Annotated in this window: 16 protein-coding genes; 14 read left to right on the top strand and 2 right to left on the bottom strand. The window is 43.6% G+C overall.

The window, feature by feature from the left end; genetic code table 11:
* Window positions 1–294 precede the first annotated feature (294 nt).
* The 3 genes from E0F88_RS30620 (at window position 295) to E0F88_RS30630 (ending at window position 3,036) form a co-directional block, all read left to right on the top strand.
* Window positions 295–918, top strand: a complete 624-nt coding sequence (locus E0F88_RS30620) for a DUF305 domain-containing protein (protein WP_131962150.1) — start codon at window positions 295–297, stop codon at window positions 916–918.
* 7 nt (window positions 919–925) lie between these two features.
* Window positions 926–1,570, top strand: coding sequence for a DUF305 domain-containing protein (locus E0F88_RS30625; protein WP_131962151.1), 645 nt, complete (start codon window positions 926–928; stop codon window positions 1,568–1,570).
* Between the two features lie 212 nt (window positions 1,571–1,782).
* Window positions 1,783–3,036 carry a type II restriction enzyme NmeDI-related protein gene (locus E0F88_RS30630; RefSeq protein ID WP_131962152.1) on the top strand — a complete coding sequence of 418 codons (1,254 nt, stop codon included), beginning with the start codon at window positions 1,783–1,785 and terminating at the stop codon, window positions 3,034–3,036.
* 33 nt (window positions 3,037–3,069) lie between these two features.
* Here E0F88_RS30630 and E0F88_RS30635 read toward each other — a convergent pair whose 3' ends face one another.
* Window positions 3,070–3,417, bottom strand: coding sequence for a DUF6799 domain-containing protein (locus E0F88_RS30635; protein ID WP_131962153.1), 348 nt, complete (start codon window positions 3,415–3,417; stop codon window positions 3,070–3,072).
* Window positions 3,418–3,488: 71 nt separating this feature from the next.
* On the bottom strand, window positions 3,489–4,580 hold the full coding sequence (locus E0F88_RS30640; RefSeq protein ID WP_165940193.1) for a sialidase family protein: 1,092 nt from the start codon (window positions 4,578–4,580) through the stop codon (window positions 3,489–3,491).
* Window positions 4,581–4,785: 205 nt separating this feature from the next.
* Between E0F88_RS30640 and E0F88_RS30645 the strand changes: the two genes are divergently transcribed.
* The 11 genes from E0F88_RS30645 (at window position 4,786) to E0F88_RS30700 (ending at window position 18,156) form a co-directional block, all read left to right on the top strand.
* Window positions 4,786–5,187 carry an HYC_CC_PP family protein gene (locus E0F88_RS30645; protein WP_082218073.1) on the top strand — a complete coding sequence of 134 codons (402 nt, stop codon included), beginning with the start codon at window positions 4,786–4,788 and terminating at the stop codon, window positions 5,185–5,187.
* Window positions 5,188–5,294: 107 nt separating this feature from the next.
* Window positions 5,295–6,362: a YncE family protein gene (locus tag E0F88_RS30650; RefSeq protein ID WP_082218072.1), complete on the top strand. Its 1,068-nt coding sequence runs from the start codon at window positions 5,295–5,297 to the stop codon at window positions 6,360–6,362.
* A gap of 37 nt (window positions 6,363–6,399) precedes the next feature.
* Complete coding sequence (locus E0F88_RS30655; RefSeq protein WP_220466403.1) at window positions 6,400–6,945, top strand: heavy metal-binding domain-containing protein; 546 nt, start codon at window positions 6,400–6,402, stop codon at window positions 6,943–6,945.
* 31 nt (window positions 6,946–6,976) lie between these two features.
* Window positions 6,977–7,642 (top strand): DUF2231 domain-containing protein, encoded by a 666-nt coding sequence (locus E0F88_RS30665; RefSeq protein ID WP_131962155.1) that lies wholly within the window; start codon window positions 6,977–6,979, stop codon window positions 7,640–7,642.
* A gap of 41 nt (window positions 7,643–7,683) precedes the next feature.
* On the top strand, window positions 7,684–8,979 hold the full coding sequence (locus tag E0F88_RS34600; protein ID WP_082218070.1) for an efflux RND transporter permease subunit: 1,296 nt from the start codon (window positions 7,684–7,686) through the stop codon (window positions 8,977–8,979).
* Entirely contained in the window at window positions 8,976–10,910 is a 1,935-nt protein-coding gene (locus tag E0F88_RS34605; RefSeq protein ID WP_131962156.1) for an efflux RND transporter permease subunit, read from the top strand. Before E0F88_RS34600 ends, E0F88_RS34605 begins: the two co-directional genes overlap by 4 nt.
* Window positions 10,861–12,147, top strand: a complete 1,287-nt coding sequence (locus E0F88_RS30680; RefSeq protein WP_131962157.1) for a TolC family protein — start codon at window positions 10,861–10,863, stop codon at window positions 12,145–12,147. The genes E0F88_RS34605 and E0F88_RS30680 overlap by 50 nt, the downstream gene beginning before the upstream one ends.
* Window positions 12,125–13,447 carry a heavy metal-binding domain-containing protein gene (locus tag E0F88_RS30685; protein ID WP_131962158.1) on the top strand — a complete coding sequence of 441 codons (1,323 nt, stop codon included), beginning with the start codon at window positions 12,125–12,127 and terminating at the stop codon, window positions 13,445–13,447. The genes E0F88_RS30680 and E0F88_RS30685 overlap by 23 nt, the downstream gene beginning before the upstream one ends.
* Window positions 13,448–13,450: 3 nt before the next feature.
* Window positions 13,451–14,668 carry an efflux RND transporter periplasmic adaptor subunit gene (locus tag E0F88_RS30690; protein WP_131962159.1) on the top strand — a complete coding sequence of 406 codons (1,218 nt, stop codon included), beginning with the start codon at window positions 13,451–13,453 and terminating at the stop codon, window positions 14,666–14,668.
* 28 nt (window positions 14,669–14,696) lie between these two features.
* Complete coding sequence (locus E0F88_RS30695; RefSeq protein WP_165940194.1) at window positions 14,697–15,260, top strand: DUF3347 domain-containing protein; 564 nt, start codon at window positions 14,697–14,699, stop codon at window positions 15,258–15,260.
* A 64-nt stretch (window positions 15,261–15,324) separates the two neighbouring features.
* Complete coding sequence (locus E0F88_RS30700) at window positions 15,325–18,156, top strand: multicopper oxidase domain-containing protein (RefSeq protein ID WP_131962161.1); 2,832 nt, start codon at window positions 15,325–15,327, stop codon at window positions 18,154–18,156.
* Window positions 18,157–18,217: the final 61 nt, after the last annotated feature.

An 18,217-nucleotide genomic window follows, 5' to 3' on the forward strand; every position in this document is an offset into this window, starting at 1 on the left:
ATCATGAACCGCTAACCTGTAATCTGAAAAGCCCGAATTAGCGAAAAATAACCTACAAGGGAATGAAAACCGGACTAGCAGAACCCCCCCCCGTTTTCACGTGCAGGTATTCAATACCGTGTAAGAAAATTAAATTATCCCGTGGACATCCCACCCTACCGCTAGGTGCAATCTTAGAAAATTACAAGTGATGCCTACTAGGACTAAGGCTTTCTTAGTTTGTCTGACTCAGATTTAAGTGAAAGCTACAATGGCATGAAAATTGTTTGAAAATGAGAAACTAAATTAATCTGTATGAAAACTTTAAAAATCTTCGCACTATTAGCGGCACTGTCTATTTACTCATGTAAGGATGATGCAGAAGGAATCATTGTCCAGGATCATGATACAAACGCTTTTATGACAATCATGCACAGTATGAATGCTCAAATGGATGCAATGAAAATGACAGGTGACGCTGATCACGATTTTGCAAGTATGATGGTAATGCATCACCAAGGGGCAATCGATATGGCAAACAAGGAAATTGAGATTGGAAACGACGCTAACATTAAAGCAATGGCTCAACAAATCATAGATAAGCAAACGGCCGAGAAGACGGATCTTACAGAGTGGTTAAAAAGCCATACTCCCCAATCAAATGCAGAAGGCCAGGCTTTTGATGCAGAAATGATAGAGGTGATGGCAAAAATGAAAAACTGGAAAGATATACAGGTGCTTACAGGAGATGCAGATGCTGACTTTTCAGAACTAATGATCGTGCACCACCAGACTGCAACAGACAATGCATCCTCGATTCTACATCACGGTCATCACGCAGATATCAAAGAAATGGCCAGTATGATGATTAAGGACCAAAACAAAGAAATAACTGACTTAGCAGCTTGGCTAAAAGAGAACGGTCCTTCAAATCAATAATAATGTTATGAAACCAAAGATCATTTTTACGTCAATATTTGTGGCATTAGCATTATACCACGTTTTTGCTTTTGTAGCGGATGACTTGCATCAATCAATGAGTAAGATGATGCAGAAAATGAAGTCAATGAAAATGACTGCTGATGTTGACAAGGATTTTGCAAACATGATGATAGAGCATCACCAAGGAGCTATAAATGCTGCTAATGTGGTCTTAAAATCTGGAAAAGACCCGAAGATTAATGCAATAGCAAAAAAAATAGTTGCAGAGCAGCCTAAAGATCAACAAAATCTGCGTTTGCATATATCTGCCGAACATAAAACTAACGCAGAAAAGGGGTCTAAACATGCTGCCCATGGCAATAATCCTACAAGCGCCCCGACTTCGAAGGGCAATCAATTTACGGATGAGATGAAAAACATTTTGAATCAAATGGATTTAAAAATGACAAACATGAATATGACTGCCAATGTTGATCATGACTTTGCAAGCATGATGATTGATCATCATAAAGCTGCAATTGATATGGCTAAAGCTGAAACTAAATACGGAAAAGTTACCGAAGTAAAGTCATTAGCCACAAAAATTATGTCAGATTCCCAAAAAGAGATCAGTGAATTACAGAAATGGATGAATGGTCACAATAACTAACTTACTGACTTCAATCAGTGAGCTATATTCTAGTACTTTCAGCCCTTGTCTTCGACGCAGACAGGGGCTTGTTGTTATAGGATTACAGTTTGATCTCTATTTTCTAATGTGCCCATTGTCGGCAGCCTACCTTGAAAAGTTATTCATTTATATTACTATTGCTGCACCTTTAATGTGTATATGCCTCAATGCTGAAAGCAAAGATCTAAAACATGATCAATATTATTAATCAATACAAATCTGATCCGGAATCAGTATATCTCACCTGGTTTATCAATAATGAAGAGCGTTTGAAGGCGTTCCGTTCCATCCGGCGAGGTGTACAACAAATTGTAGCAGACATCAAACAAGGCAAATTTCCAAATGATTTTCGAGGATCCTCACTTGAATTTATACTGAACTGTATTACCGAGCAAAAGCAAGTTTTTGAAGGCGCTGCGCATCCTTTTTATTGGAAGCCTAAATTAAGGATACCTGATATTTATGAAAATCAAGCCCATAAAAAGGCTTTTGGTCAGTTTCTTGAAAACTGCCTGAATGCAAGTAAAGAAGAACAATTGATTAGAGAGATTATCCAGTTAGACGAATTGAAAATAAAGGGGTTAGGCCCTTCTGTTGCTAATATTTTGTATTTTCTACATCCTACACTGATACCTCCCTTTAATACTGCTATCCTTAACGGGTTTAATTACTTGTATAAAGATAAAAAGAAGCTGGGATCGTGGTCTGAATACCTCAAAATCCGCCAGGTTATACTTAACACAAATAAGGAGTACTGTCATGAATTGTCAACAGACTTAGGAGCATTTTCAGGATTATTATTTGAGATTGGTACCCAGAAAATGATCTTGGGTATGGATGGGTATTTATCCGTCGAAGAACGTCAAAGACTTGAAAAACTGATAGAAAAACGGCAATCTCAGCTTCGGGAAGAACGCCAGGATGAGAACTTACATACGGAAATGCAGTACCACCTTCTTAAAATTGGGCAAGCTTTGGGTTACGATGCTTTCCCGGCTACTAATGATCAATCAAGGAGCTTTGATGGCCATAAATTCTCATTTTTATGTCAGGCTAACTTTCCCACAATAAAATGTGATCCAGAAACGCGAAATACTATTAAACTAATTGATGTGCTCTGGTTTGCAAAGGGAACAGGCAATGTACTAGCGGCATTTGAAGTTGAAAAAAGCACTTCTATTTACTCGGGTATCCTAAGGTTAACAGATTTGTCTTATAGCATAGCCAATGGTAATGAAACATTTTTTCTAATCGTACCAGACCACCGTGAAAAAGATGTATGCCTTCAATTATCACGCCCTTCTGTCAAAAGCAATAACGTTTTGATTAAATACATTTTGTTTTCTGATCTAAGAAAACACTGCGATTCTATTTGTAAATTCGGTGACAATCACCAGATCATGAGCAAGATTGCAAAAAAAGCCCCGTCACATACTATTGGATAAGTATATGACGGGGAGTCACTAAAAAACAGGTTTTTATCTAGTACCCGATTTTTTGGGCTTGTGTTTTTTCATGTCCATGTCCATGTCCATCTTGCCCATTTTTCCATCCATATAAATTCCTTCGCCTTCTTTAATCGGCTTTTTGGTACCATCTTTCATCATTACCGTCCCATCTTTCATAACCATCGTTCCGTTTTTCAACGTCATATCCTCGGTCATAGCAGTCATTTCGCCACCTTTCATGACCATCAACTTCCCATCATGCATCATGATACAATCTTTCATGGAACCATGCATTTTGTCCATTTTCTTTTCTTTATCCTGTGCATATACACTAAAGGAAAAAAGAACTGCTGCTATTAAAGCTAGTAACTTTTTCATTGTTCTCGGTGGTTAAAATTTATAATTAATATTGCTCAATAAGTATGCCACTGAATTCTGGACAGTGAAATTTACAATACAATGGGTTTTACCAGGATCTGTCCATCACGTTCGAAAACACAAAGTGAGGTCTTTTTATCAGCCATCAGGGCAAGCTTGGGATATTGCCCATTCCCTATGGAAACGGTCTTCTGCCCATTAGGGCTGCGAAATTGAATAGCCCCATCCTTTTGCCACGCAATTGCAGGTCCTTTGCCGGTTTGCAAAATTACAGGGGTACGGCCCGCTCCTAATTTTATCTCCGGCTTTTCTGGCTCGGCTATATAGACTTCCAGTTGGCGTCTCCAGACTGTGGTAACTTTCCCATTTTCATCAGCCGCCAGGTCGCCGCCATCCATAGGACAGCCATCAATCATAAAGTCCCCTGTTCCAAGTTTCTGGGCTGTGCTAAAATGCTTGCCATTATCCTTGGAGCTGATCAGGTACATGTTCCGGGCTCCATCGAGCTTATTCCGGAACATAACATGCATACTGCCACTTTGATCAAAAGAAACAGTAGGCTTACAGCAGTCACAAATACCTTTTTGCTCTCCCTGATAGATCAATTGATTTTTCTCCCAAGTTAATCCACCATCTCTGGAAAGCGATCCATATAGATTATTGTTTCCCAGCCGTGAATCCAGCCACACGGTATACACATCGTTACCTTTACCTGCACTTAGGCCAGAGAGTGCTTCTTTGGCAGTTGAATCCGTATCAGTAACCTTCACAGGGGCAGACCATTGATTATCTGCATTGGTAAGCCGCATCGAAAACAAATCACCATTGTGGTCACCAACTGTAACAACTGTATATTCTGCTGTTGTAACAATTTGCGGCCCGCGGCCCATACCCAGGCCCATTTTCGAGAAGTTGCCTAGCAGGTCAGGTTTGGAAAAGGATTTTCCCCCATCATTTGAGGATACAAAATACAAGTCCTTGTGATCACCATTTTTGACCCCATATACAATCCGGACCGTTCCATTTTCATCAATAGCGATCTCAGGTTGGCTACCCGTACCTAAATTATATTCAGCATCCGCAGGCCGGGGCAGATCTGCTTGAAAAGCCAGAAAGATGGGAAGGGCAATCAATAGGCCAAGTTTTGCCAAAAATATGTTCATGGTTGATAATTTGAAAATGGAGCCGTTTTTTACAACATTTGTAATATAAATAGTAAGATGCATTACCTTAATTTTTACTAACTTAATATGGTTGTTTGCCGTAACAATGCCCATTGCTCATCAATCCAAAAATTATGTAAGTCTGATCCATAATTGTATAAGTAGGTAAGGTATTTTTTTCTGATATTTGCGTTTTAAGTCCATCATGAAAAAGCTTACTGTACTTTTCCTGACCTTTCTTTACCTGGGTACTGCAACCGGTGTTACCTTACACCTGCACTACTGTATGGGGGAAGTGGTCAACTGGGAAGTTACAAAGGCAGACCAGGGCCACTGTGAAAATTGTGGGATGGATAAAAACAAATCCACAAAAAACGGGTGTTGTAAAGACGAGTTCAAGAAAGTAAAGACAGACGATTCCCGCAAACTGACAGAAAATACTTTCAGTAATCCACTGCTTTCTGTGGCAGTGTTAAATGAAGGGGTAACATATGATTTCTCAGCACCCTCTTATCCGAATATTTTAGAGACGAGCAATCAAAGTAATGCTCCTCCCCGAAGTAAACCAGTCCCGGTTTATATTCTGCACTGTAGTTACCTGATTTAAAATTTCGTATCCCTTCTATGCCAGGCAAATGTATTTGTCGGGCTATTTGTGCTATACTCCTATCAGCACTGATCAATCTTTCTTTCAATTATTAAAATACAAAGTCTATGCTACGCATTAGCTATGGCGCATTTCTGCTGCTTGCCATTACTTCATTTTCCGCTTGCCGTAAACATGTCATGGAAGATATGCCCATGGAAAAAAATATCGACTATCCTGCTGCTTATGTGGTTAATGGAGAAGATGCAACGGTTTCTGTGATCCGGTTATCAGATCAAACAGTATCAGAGACTTTGGATCTGATGACTGGTTCAGCAGAGATGATTATGTGGCCACATCACATCTACCATCTCCAGAGTTTGGGAGAGCATAGGTTAACTGTTGCAGTTCCGGGAATGGATTTAAGTGAAGGGCATGCGGGAGCAATGGCCGGAATGAAAGGAAAAGTTCTTGTCTTGGATGCTGTAAAGGGTACAGTTTTAAAAGATTTGGAAGTGCCTGTCATGAATCACAACGCAGTTTATTCTCCTGATGGCAAAGAGATATGGACTTCTCAAATGGATATGGCAGGTAAAGTGCTTGTCTATGATGCAGCTACCTACACCTTGAAAAATACAATCGCTGTGGGTATGGAGCCCGCCGAAGTAACATTTTCCGCAGATGGCTCTAAGGTTTACGTTGCTAATGGTGGCGATGACAACGTCTCGGTCATAAACCCGGCAACAAAGGCCATCATTAAAACCATTGATGTTGGCGACAATCCAGTTGCCGCCTGGGTAGGATACGATGGAAAGATGTACGTGGACAATGAAGATGGTAAGTCAGTAAGTGTTATCAATGTTGCCTCTGATAAAGTAGTCCAGACCATCGCACTTGGATTTATGCCTGGCAGCGTTGCACACAACCCTACCAAAAAAGAGTTGTGGGTAACTGATCCGGAAAACGGTAAAGTACACTATTGGACCTGGGATGATGCCATGCAAGACTGGATGCATGGGAATGTCTTCGAAGCGGCAGCGGGCGCACACGCAGTTGGCTTCACAACAGATGGCAGTACTGCCTATGTAACCAATCAAATGGCGCAAAGTGTATCGGTTATTAATACCTCTAATCACACTAAAATCAAAGACATTCTCGTCGGTAAGAAGCCAAACGGCATCGTACTCAAACAATGACTGTAACATTTATTTACCCTTAATATTTACCTGAATCATGAAAACCATTCACGTTAAGAACATATTGCTCTTGATCATATTGATGATCCCTACGGTCCTATTCGCACAAGCCAATTATAAACAGCCCTTCAACATTGCCAAAGATGGCATGATCACTGATGCAGCAGGGACTACCATTGGCTCGGTTACGAAGGAAAATATTGTGAAGGACCACAAAGGCCACAAAATAGCATTCGTCGATGGAGAGGGCAGCCTGATTGATGCCCATACCAATAAGAAAATGGGGCGGATGGGTAAAGATGGTAAGACCTATTACAATGCAAATGGTGAAATATACCTGACTGTGAAAGACAAAGGTGAAACCTGTGAAATTTACGACGCATCTGGTAAGAAGATCGGGGATGTCCATTCCAGTTACAAGGGTATGGCCTGCGGGCTGCATTGTTTTGAAAATGGCCTGGATGCCAACATGCAAAAGAAACCTGTCTCGGCAGCTGCCTATGTATGCCCGATGCACCCGGAGATCACCGGAAAAGAAGGGGATAGCTGCTCAAAATGTCATATGAAACTGGTCAAAAAATAGGTCAAATAATTCACTTTAACAGATTATCCCAATGAAATCAATAAGCAAGGTATTCTTTTTGCTGACATGCATGTTACTGCTGACAGGTTCATCTCTATTTGCCCATAACGGGAAAAAGCACGGTAAAGCTAAGATGGACTCGGCCCAGGCGGTTGCGCCTGCTAGCCAGCACCAGCATGGCGGGCATGATAGTACAGCCATGCAAGCGGCTATGAGCCCTGATGGCGATCATCAGCATGGTCTTAGTGAGTTCCCCACACTACACCCCCTGGTCGTACACTTTCCAATTGTCCTATTAATCATTGCAGCCCTTCTCCAATGGGTAGGTCTGTTCTTTTATAAAAAAGAGATTACAACGGTGGCCTGGGCACTTTTACTGTTTGGTTTTATTGGCGCTTACGCGTCATCGACCTGGTTTCATGCGCATACCGCGCAGCTGGCACCAGCTATTCAAGCTATACTCGAAGAGCATGAGAAGTATGCATCTTATACACAGTGGCTGTCAGGGCTAGCCCTGCTGGTACAGTCAGTCAATCTGTTTTTCCTGAAAAGAAATGTTTGGATTAACGCTTCCATGGCTATCGTCATGAGTGCGGCTGCATTCTTTGTTGCCTATACAGGGCATCATGGTGCTGAACTGATCCATAAGCATGGCGTTGGGGCAAAAGGTTATTTACTGGAACAACATCATCATTAATAAATATTAAGACCTGCTAAGGGGAGGTTACAGAATTAAGTATGGTACATCGTATTATAGAATGGTCATTACAGAACCGGTTCATTGTACTGGTCTTATCGGCAGCACTGCTCGTATGGGGCGCGTTTGCCATTAAGAAGAACCCTATTGATGCCATTCCGGATTTATCCGAAAACCAGGTAATTGTTTTTACCGAGTGGATGGGCCGGGGCCCCCAGTTAATTGAAGACCAGATTACTTACCCTTTGGTTACCAATCTTCAGGGGCTTCCCAAAATCAAATATGTACGGGGCACTTCCATGTTTGGGATGAGTTTCATTTACGTTATTTTTAATGATGACGTGGACGTATATTGGGCGCGTGAGCGGGTTCTTGAAAGATTAAGTACTGTATCCCGCTCATTGCCCACCGGCGTCAGCCCACAACTTGGCCCTGACGGAACAGGGGTCGGACATATACTCTGGTATACACTGGATGCACCCGAAATGGACTTGGGGGAACAAAGGGCTTTGCAGGACTGGTATATCAAGTTTGCTTTGCAGAATGTTGAAGGGGTCAGTGAAATCGCCTCTTTTGGTGGTTTTCAAAAACAGTATCAAATTACCGTAGATCCAAATAAGCTGCTTTACTACCGCTTATCGGTACCAGAAGTAATGAGTGCAATCCGTTTGAATAATAATGAATCAGGCGGAAGAAAATTCGAGTTAAGTGACATTGGCTATATTATCAAGACGTCGGGCTATCTTCAATCCATTGAAGAAATTGAGAATATACCGGTCAAAAACCAGGCCAGTATCCCCATCAGAGTTTCAGATATAGCTTCCGTGCAGATGACAGGCGAAACCCGGCTTGGTATTTTTGATCAGGATGGGGAAGGTGAACGGGTTGGCGGTATTGTGGTCATGCGCTATGGTGAAAATGCGGCTGCTGTTATTGAAAAAGTAAAGGCAAAAATGAGCGAAGCTGCCAAGGGGTTTCCCAAGGGCGTTAAATTCGATATCGTCTACGACCGGGGGGAGCTGATCCAGGAGTCCGTTGATTCTATCAAGCACACATTAATTGAAGAAATGATCGTGGTCTCACTGGTAGTGATCATCTTTCTTTTTCACTGGCGCAGTGCATTAAGTATTATCATCCAGATTCCCATTACCCTTGCCGCTAGCTTCATTTTACTGAATGCCTTTAGTATCTCATCCAACATTATGTCCTTAACCGGTATCGCCCTTGCTATCGGCGTAATCGTCGACAACGGCATTATTATGAGTGAAAATGCCTATAAGCATCTTTCTCAGCGGTATGAAGAGTGGCAGGAACAGCAGAAAACGACATCATTATGAAATGGTTTAAGAAAAGAAAAGATAAGCAGCCCGATTGGATTACAGAATCCGAACGCCTGGCCATTATTGAAAAATCAAGCAAACAGGTATCCCGGGGGGTGTTCTTTGCGACAGTCATTATTATTACATCTTTTCTTCCTGTATTTATGCTCACGGGACAGGAAGGTAAGCTGTTTCACCCTTTGGCCTATACGAAAACTTTCATTTTGATCGTGGACGCGTTGCTTGTCATTACGCTGGCCCCGGTGTTGATATCCTTTATCATGAAAGGTAAGTTCCGGCCCGATCACGCCAATCCAGTTAACAGAGTTCTCGAACGTGTTTATGAGCCCGTCATCAGGGGGGTTTTAAAATGGCGCAAGACTACATTGGCCGTCAACATTATTGCGCTTTTGGTCACTATACCATTACTGACCAGTCTTGGGTCTGAGTTCATGCCACCACTGGATGAGCAAAGCATCCTTTTCATGCCTGTAACGCTGCCGGACATATCGAATTCAGAAGCAAAACGGATCCTGCAGGTACAGGACAAAATTATTAAATCAGTTCCTGAGGTTGATAAGGTATTGGGAAAAGCTGGAAGGGCAAGTACTGCTACCGACAACTCTCCGATCAGCATGATTGAGACGATCATCAAATTGAAACCAAAGTCCGAGTGGCGCGAAGGGGTTACAAAGAAGGATATTATTACCGAGCTTGATGCTAAACTTCAGATTCCGGGCGTAATCAACGGCTGGACCCAGCCGATCGTCAACCGGATCAACATGCTTTCGACCGGGATCCGTACTGATGTAGGTGTTAAAGTGTATGGCCAGAATCTGGATACCATCGCCAATGTGTCTGAAAGGGTTAAAAAAACGCTCGAAGGCACGGCAGGTATAAGTGACCTGTATGTAGAACCCGTGACAGGTGGAAAGTATTTGTCTATCAACCCAAGAAGAGAAGATTTAAGCCGTTATGGGCTTAATGTCGATGATGTAAACCAAGCCGTAGAATTTGCATTGGGGGGGGCACCGATAGGAAACACCATTGAGGGCAGAAAGCGGTTTTCAATCAGCGTCAGGCTTGCCCAGAATTACCGAAACAGCGTAGAAACCATCAAGAGGTTACCATTGATGTCTGCATCTATGGGTGAAGTACCCCTATCAGCGGTGGCTGATGTGGTATTTGAAAACGGTCCTCCGATGATAGCCTCCGAAAACGCCATGCTGCGTGGCGCAGTATTGTTCAATGTTCGCGGCCGTGATCTGGGCGGAACCGTCCAGGAAGCCATCGAAAAGATCAGTAAATCAAATGGCGTGCTTCCACCGGGTTATTACCTGGAATGGAGCGGACAGTATGAAAACCTGATACGCGGTAAGCAGACGCTTTTGTGGATTGCTCCGGTCGTGCTGCTGATTATTTTCTTTTCACTGTATTTCGCTTTTCATTCCCTGCGCGAAGCATTTTTAAGCCTGATTACTGTACCCTTTGCTTTAATCGGTGGGGCGTATATGATCTATTTCTGGGGTGTTAACCTCTCGGTCGCAGTGGCTGTGGGTTTTATTGCTTTGTTTGGTATTGCCGTAGAAACCGGTATCGTCATGGTCATCTATCTGAATGATGCCATGCAGCAGCTGGTCACTAAAAAGGGGAATTCTGCTGAATCAATTACCGGAGATGACCTGCGCGAGTACGTAATCCATGGGGCGGTAAAACGTTTGCGGCCCAAGCTAATGACCGTGTGCGTTTCGCTGTTTGGGTTGGTGCCTGTACTTTGGGCCAATGGCGTAGGAACGGATGTGATGCAGCCTATTGTACTACCGATGATCGGAGGCGTGCTTACATCATCTACGCATATCCTGTTGGTAACACCACTAATTTTTTTAATGACAAAGGAGTATGAGCTACGTAAATACGGAAAACTACAAATCCATGATACACAGCATTAAACATGTAAAATGGTTGGTGCTGTTTTTGCTGCCGCTCACAAGTTGGGCACAGAAGCCGGTGTTTACACTGGATACTATTTTACAACGAATAGATAACAACAACCTGATGCTGCAGTCCTATGGGCTTAAAGCGGACAGTTACAAACATAGTGGTGATGCAGCTACGGCCTGGATGCCGCCTATGGTAGGTTTGGGAACTTTCATGACCCCTTACCCCAATCAAATGATTATGGAATCCCGCGACAAAGGCAACCTGATGCTGCAGATCGAGCAGGATATACCTAATCTGGCAAAGCTCAGTGCGAAAAGAAAATACATTGCTTCCCAGGGCAATGTGGAAAGGGCCAACCGTGATATTACCCTTAATACCTATAAAGCACAGGCGAAACGACTTTATTTCAACTGGCTCATTGCCCGCCAGCGTATAAGCGTGCTTGAAGAGAATGAGAAAATCATGGTTATGATGAAGAAGATCGAAGAAGTCAGGTATCCCTATAACCAGTCACAACTTGGAGGGGTTTACCGGGCTGAATCGAAAATCCTGGAAAACCAGAATATGATCCGTATGCAGGAAGGCGCTATCGGGAAGGCGAAGGGATGGCTTAATAGCCTGATGAATGTAGTGGGTAACCAGGACTTTGAAATTGACACTACATACATCCCTTCCTTTCAGCCAGCCATGTACTACGATACCGCTACGCTGGCTGACGTACGAATGGATGTTTTTAAAATGAATGAAAGTATCCGCTCCATGCAGCTCAATATCGAAAGCATGAAACAGCAGAAAAAACCGGATTTTAAAATCCGCTTTGACCATATGTACCCACTCGACGCAATGATGCCTAATGCTTACAGCGTGATGGGGATGCTTAGCATCCCTATTGCCCCTTGGTCATCTAAAATGTACAAATCCGATATCAAGGGCATGCAGCTGAACATCCAGGGAATGCAAAAGGAACGTTCTGCGATGCTGGTGGAAACCCAGGGCATGCTCTATGGGATGCAGTCAGAGATCGAGTCCATGCAGACCAGGGTCAGCACCATGCAGGAAAAAATAATCCCGGCCCTGCAAAAAGCAATGGACGCTTACTTTGCCAATTATCAGGAGAACAAAGCCCAGCTGCCTGTTGTAATAGATGCCTGGGAAGCTTTGACGATGATGCAAATGAATGTGCTGGACGAGAAATTGAAACTCTATGAAATGATTGTGGATTATGAAAAAGAACTATATCGTTAGCCAGCTAATAGTGCTGTTACTGGCTACCGTTTTTTTAAGTGCCTGTGACAGTAAAACCCCAAAAGATGGGCATACTGCTCATGGGCAATCAGAGCAGTATACCTGCCCGATGCATCCGCAGGTAATTAGCAGCAAACCAGGCAAGTGCCCAATCTGTGGCATGGACCTGGTAGCAAAAGAAGCAAATAATGAGCTGATCGTTGATACCAGCTTCAATGCATTGTTAAAGCCGGTGAATGCCCAGGTGATTGCCGACATCCCACTGACCAATGCCGAAAGCGGCATGCGGATTTTTTCAGCGCAGGCACAAGGGGTTGTAACTTATGACAGCCGAAGCCAGGTCTCACTTTCATCCAGAGTGGGTGGCCGTATTGAAAAGCTGCTGATCAAATATAACTACCAGCCTGTCAGGAAAGGACAGTTGGTGATGGAGGTTTATTCACCAGATTTGGCATCAGCTCAAAGGGAACTTTTAATGCTTAGTAACGATGAAGGCAGCCGGGATTTACTATCGAAAGCAAAACAGCGCCTGCTACTGCTGGGAGTAGCGCCGGGCCAAATTGAAGACATCATCAAGTCAGGAAATATCCTCTATAAGGTACCCGTATATAGTCCTGCCAATGGATACATCCTGGAACAATCTGCCAGCTTGCCTGCGGCAAGCGCGCCTATGCCGGCACCTTCCGGCAGTGATGGCGCGGCAATGGATGGGATGGCTGGCAGTTCCGCTGCATCAGCAGCTCCTACTAGGCCATCGGCAGCGGTTTCGCCCGTCCTTTTGCGTGCCGGGCAATATGTTACAGCCGGACAAACCCTGTTTACTATTTATACCTCCCAAGGCCTGATTGCTGAATTCGCGTTATCATCAGCTATATCTTCCCGCATCAAATCAGGACAAAAGCTGCTCTTTTATGCGGGCAATGACAAAGAAACTATGGCCAGTGGCCAGATTGGCCTGATCCAACCAGTCCTTCGAAGCGGCGAGAGTTTCACCTTGGCCAGGGTTTATCTTCCGGGAAAAAACCTGACGCCAGGCCAACTGCTGACAGCGAACATTCCCATTGTTTTTCAAAATGGGCTATGGCTGGATAAAAAGGCGGTCTGGCAGACCGGCAGCAAATCTATTGTATTTAAGCGGCAGGGTAAAGTGCTGGTACCCATGAAAGTTAAAGCCGGGGCGGTTGTAGATGGGATGGTGCAAATACTATCTGATATCCAGGATTGGAAAGTAGCATCCAATGCGTCGTATTTGATAGACAGTGAGAGCTTTATTAAGGATAACAGTCTTGTTGAAAATTAAAATATGAAAAGAATCACGTTTTTGAGGCTCGCCACTTTGGCATCTTTTACGCCTGGGATGCTTCTGATTGCTTGTCAAGATGATAAAAAGAAAAAGGCCGCAGAAGCCGGGCAGAAGACTTATACCTGTCCTATGCATCCACAAATAGTTCAGGACAAACCGGGTAGTTGTCCTATATGTGGTATGGACTTGGTCATCTTTGATAAAAGTAGTAAGGATGCCTCTATCACACTAGGTGAAAGTCAAATAGCATTGGCCAACATTACTACCATGGCAATGGGCAGCGGCCTTTTGTCGAATTCCAAAAGGCTCAATGGCCGGCTTGCTGTGAACCCTGACCAAACTGCTGTTGTATCCAGCCGTGTGGCAGGGCGTATTCAGGTGTTATATATCAAAGAAACCGGTGTACCAGTAAGGAAAGGACAGGCGCTTTATAAAATATACTCTGAACAGCTTTCCGCATTGCAGCAGGAATATTTGTTAGCATATGCCCAGATAAAACAGTTTCCTTCTGACACCCGATTTGAAGCCATCGAAAAGGCCGCCCGTCAAAAACTACGTTTATATGATCAAAGTGAAGAAGATATACAAAGCTTAACAGTAAGCCAGAAGCAGGAGCCATACATTACTTACCGGGCACCGATCAGCGGCACAGTATCTGAGCTTTCGGTAACAGAAGGTCAATATGTAAACGAGGGGAGCGCGATACTACGCCTTGAAGACTACTCTTCTTTATGGGTTGAAGCCGATATTTATCCGGCAGAAGCGGCCAGCATCCGAACAGGGCAAAAGGTACAGGTGCAAGTTACAGGCTGGGAAGATAAACCCCAGCCAATGCGCATCGACTTCATTGTTCCGGCAATTCAGAGTGGCAGCCAGCTGATGCAGGTCCGCGGAACGGTTCCAAATCCAGGCAGCCGGTGGCAGCCAGGATTACAAGCTAATTTGATATTACCGGTTACCGGAACGATTAATGCTATGACTTTACCTGTCGATGCAGTGATCCGTGACGCAAAAGGCGCGCATGTATGGATTGAAACGAAGCCTGGTACATTTCTGGCGCGAATGGTCTCTACCGGAATCCAAAATGCTGACCTGGTCGAAATCAAGGAGGGCATTGCCAAAGACGAGAAAGTGGTTGTCACAGGTGCTTATCTTTTATATAGTGAATATGTATTAAAAAAGGGGTCTGATCCCATGGCGCTGCATCAACATGAATAACCAATTTTTAACCATAAATTTTAGTAAGATGAAAAAAGTAACCAAATGGGCCCTGCCGGTGGCAATGATAGTATTTCTTTCGGCCTGCGGCAGCAAAAATGAAGAAGACAACACCAGTTCCCATCAGGATTCAACGGCCCATGAGCACCATGAAGGCATGGATATGGGCGGCAAAGAAACAGGTAAGGTCGTATTAAAAGATGATAAGCTTAATGCAGTTTACCAGCATTATATCCATTTGACCACGGCCTTAATCAATTCAGATACAGCAGAAGCAAAAATTGCCGCCAGTGCCATAGAAGCCGGTCTAGGTCAGGTTCCACAAGGATCTCAGGCTGCTAAAACGGCTTCTCGAATTATAGAGGCCAAAGACATTGAATCCCAGCGGACATTATATTCTGAACTAAGTGATGAGTTTATACCCCTTGTTAAAAAAGCCGGGTTGAACAGCGGCGAACTGTATGTTGATTTTTGTCCAATGGCAAACAAGGATAAGGGTGGATATTGGCTGTCTGCCCAAAAAGAGATTAAAAATCCATACATGGGGGATAAAATGATTTCCTGCGGAGAGGTAAAGGAGACAATAAATTAACAGTGATACGTACTGGTTCAGGGCATGCCCTGAACCAATTTCAACAACATTTAAAACACTTCTGATGAAACTAGCCACTATACTACTACTATTATTTCTGCCCGTTGGAGAAGTTTTCGCGCAGCACCAACACGGCGGTGTATCAACCGTACCAACACCTGCTAAAAAACCGTTTTTAGAAAACTCAAAAGGGGGCAAGGTCGAATACCACCTATATGTAAATGACACATTAGCCAACATCAGTGGTAAAAGAAAGGTCTCGGCACTTGCTATGAATGGTCAGATCCCTGCACCGACCTTAAATTTTACAGAGGGTGACACCGCCGTCATCCATGTCCATAATCTGATGCGCCATGAAACTTCAATCCATTGGCATGGCCTTCTTTTGCCCAACAAGGAGGATGGTGTACCTTATTTGACAACAGCTCCCGTCGAGCCAGGCGGACAGTACACATTTACCTTCCCGCTTATTCAAAGCGGGACCTTTTGGTATCATTCCCATACCATGCTCCAGGAGCAAAGCGGATTGTATGGTTCAATCGTGATCCAGCCTAAAAAGAAGGTTTATGAAGTAGACAAGGAGTTTGTGCTTTTGTTATCAGACTGGACAGATGAGAACCCCAGGCGTGTGCTGAATGCGTTGAAAAGGAATGATCCGGCTAGTGAGTGGTATTCTATTAAAAAAGGGTATGCCCAGAGCCTTGATAAGTTAATACAGCACAAAGGATTGGGCAACAGGCTCAAGAATGGCTGGAAACGTATGCCGCCCATGGACCTGTCTGATGTTTATTACGCAGCATTTCTGGCAAATGGAAAACGCAAAGAAAGTATTCCGGATTTAAAACCGGGCGATAAAGTCCGGTTACGTGTCATTAACGGTTCAGCTTCAACCTATTTTTATCTGCATGGCGGGGCGGGGAAGCTGGAATTGATTTCATCTGATGGGATCGACGTAAAACCAATTAAAATAGATCGGTTGCTGATGGGAATTGCTGAAACTTATGATTTTCTGTTAACTGTACCAAAAAATAAAACCATGGAGTTTAGGGCAACAGCTCAGGATGTCTCCGGATTTGCTTCTTTATATCTTGGGAAAGGGGATACACTATCTGCCGCACCCATTCCCAGGCCTAACGTTTGGAATATGGATGAGATGATGATGAGTATGGCTGTTAACTTTCCTAATAGAATGAACCATTCGGGAATGGGTGAAATGGATCATAGCAAAATGAAAATGGAGCCTGCCGATAAAAAGCAGCCCGCTGCCAAACCTGAAAAAGGACACGAAGGTATGGACATGGACAAAATGGACCATAGCAAAATGAAAATGGAGCCCGCCGAGAAAAAGCAGCCTGCTGCCAAACCTGAAAAAGGACATGAAGGTATGGACATGGACAAAATGGACCATAGCAAAATGAAAATGGAGCCCGCCGAGAAACAGCAGCCCGCTGCCAAACCTAAAAAAGGGCATGAAGGTATGGACATGGACAAAATGGACCATAGCAAAATGAAAATGGAGCCTGCCGAGAAAAAGCAGCCCGCTGCCAAACCTGAAAAAGGACATGAAGGTATGGACATGGACAAAATGGACCATAGCAAAATGAAAATGGAGCCCGACGAGAAACAGCAGCCCACCGCCAAACCTGAAAAAGGGCATGAAGGCATGGACATGAGCAAAATGGACCATAGCAAAATGAACATGGAACCATCCCAAAAAAAGCAGCCTGCTGACAAACCTGAAAAAGGGCACGAAAGTATGGACATGGACAAAATGAACATGGAACCATCCCAAAAGAAGCAGCCTGCCGAAAAACCTGAAAAAGGGCACGAAAGTATGGACATGGACAAAATGGACCATAGCAAAATGAACATGGATGGGATGCAGATGGATGGGATGCAGATGGGTAAAACCGACTCGCTGACTACATTCAATTATGATTTATTGAGCGCGAAACAGAAAACAACCTTTGACAGCTCAAAGCCTGTTAGGACTGTGCATTTAAAGCTGACTGGGAGTATGTTCCGTTATGTGTGGTCTATAAATAACCAAGTACTTTCCCAAGCGGATAAGATTAGTATTAAAAAAGGAGAAGTCGTCAGGTTTGAGCTCGAAAATACCACGATGATGAACCACCCTATGCACTTGCACGGTCATTATTTTAGGGTACTCAATAAGAATGGTGATTTCTCTCCCTTAAAACATACCCTGGATGTTCCTCCAATGACAAGCATTACGATAGAGTTCGATGCAACGGAAGAAAAAGATTGGTTTTTTCATTGCCACATACTTTATCATATGATGAGTGGAATGGCCCGCGTCGTAACATATGAAGGAAGTAGCCGTGATACTTCCCTGTCTAGATACCCTCTTAAAAATTTATTGAAGGAGGACAAGATGTGGTTTTTTTACGGCAGCATTGCAGCCAAATCACATATGGCCGAAGCCAAGGCTAATTTTATTAATAGAAGTAGTGCTATCCGCTTTGAAGGGAATTATAACTATGGGTCGCAATATGAGGCCAATATCAGTTATGAGAGGTACATCGGAGACTGGCTGCGCCCCTATATTGGCTTTGGTGCTGTGAAACAGCGGTACTACAATATATTCAACGGGGAGAAAACGTTTGAGCAGGATTTTGACTTGCCTGTGATCGGAGTCCGGTATACCCTCCCATTTTTCATCGATGCTGATCTGCGTGTAAACTCAAAAGGCCGTGTAAGGTTTGCACTGGAAGGAGAAGAATGGCTACTGCCCAAACTTTTTTTTAACTGGCGTATTAACACAGATAAAGAATACCATCTGGACCTGGAATATATGCTTGGTAAATACATTTCCTTATCAGGGGGCTATGATTCCAGGTACAAACTGGGTGGGGGTTTATTAGTAAGGTTCTAATACGGTGATTTTCTTAACAATGTGCCCGGATTTTCCTTTACGTTGGAATCCTGGCAGCGAT

The organism is Dyadobacter psychrotolerans (genome assembly GCF_004349265.1).
GTDB lineage: Bacteria > Bacteroidota > Bacteroidia > Cytophagales > Spirosomataceae > Dyadobacter > Dyadobacter psychrotolerans.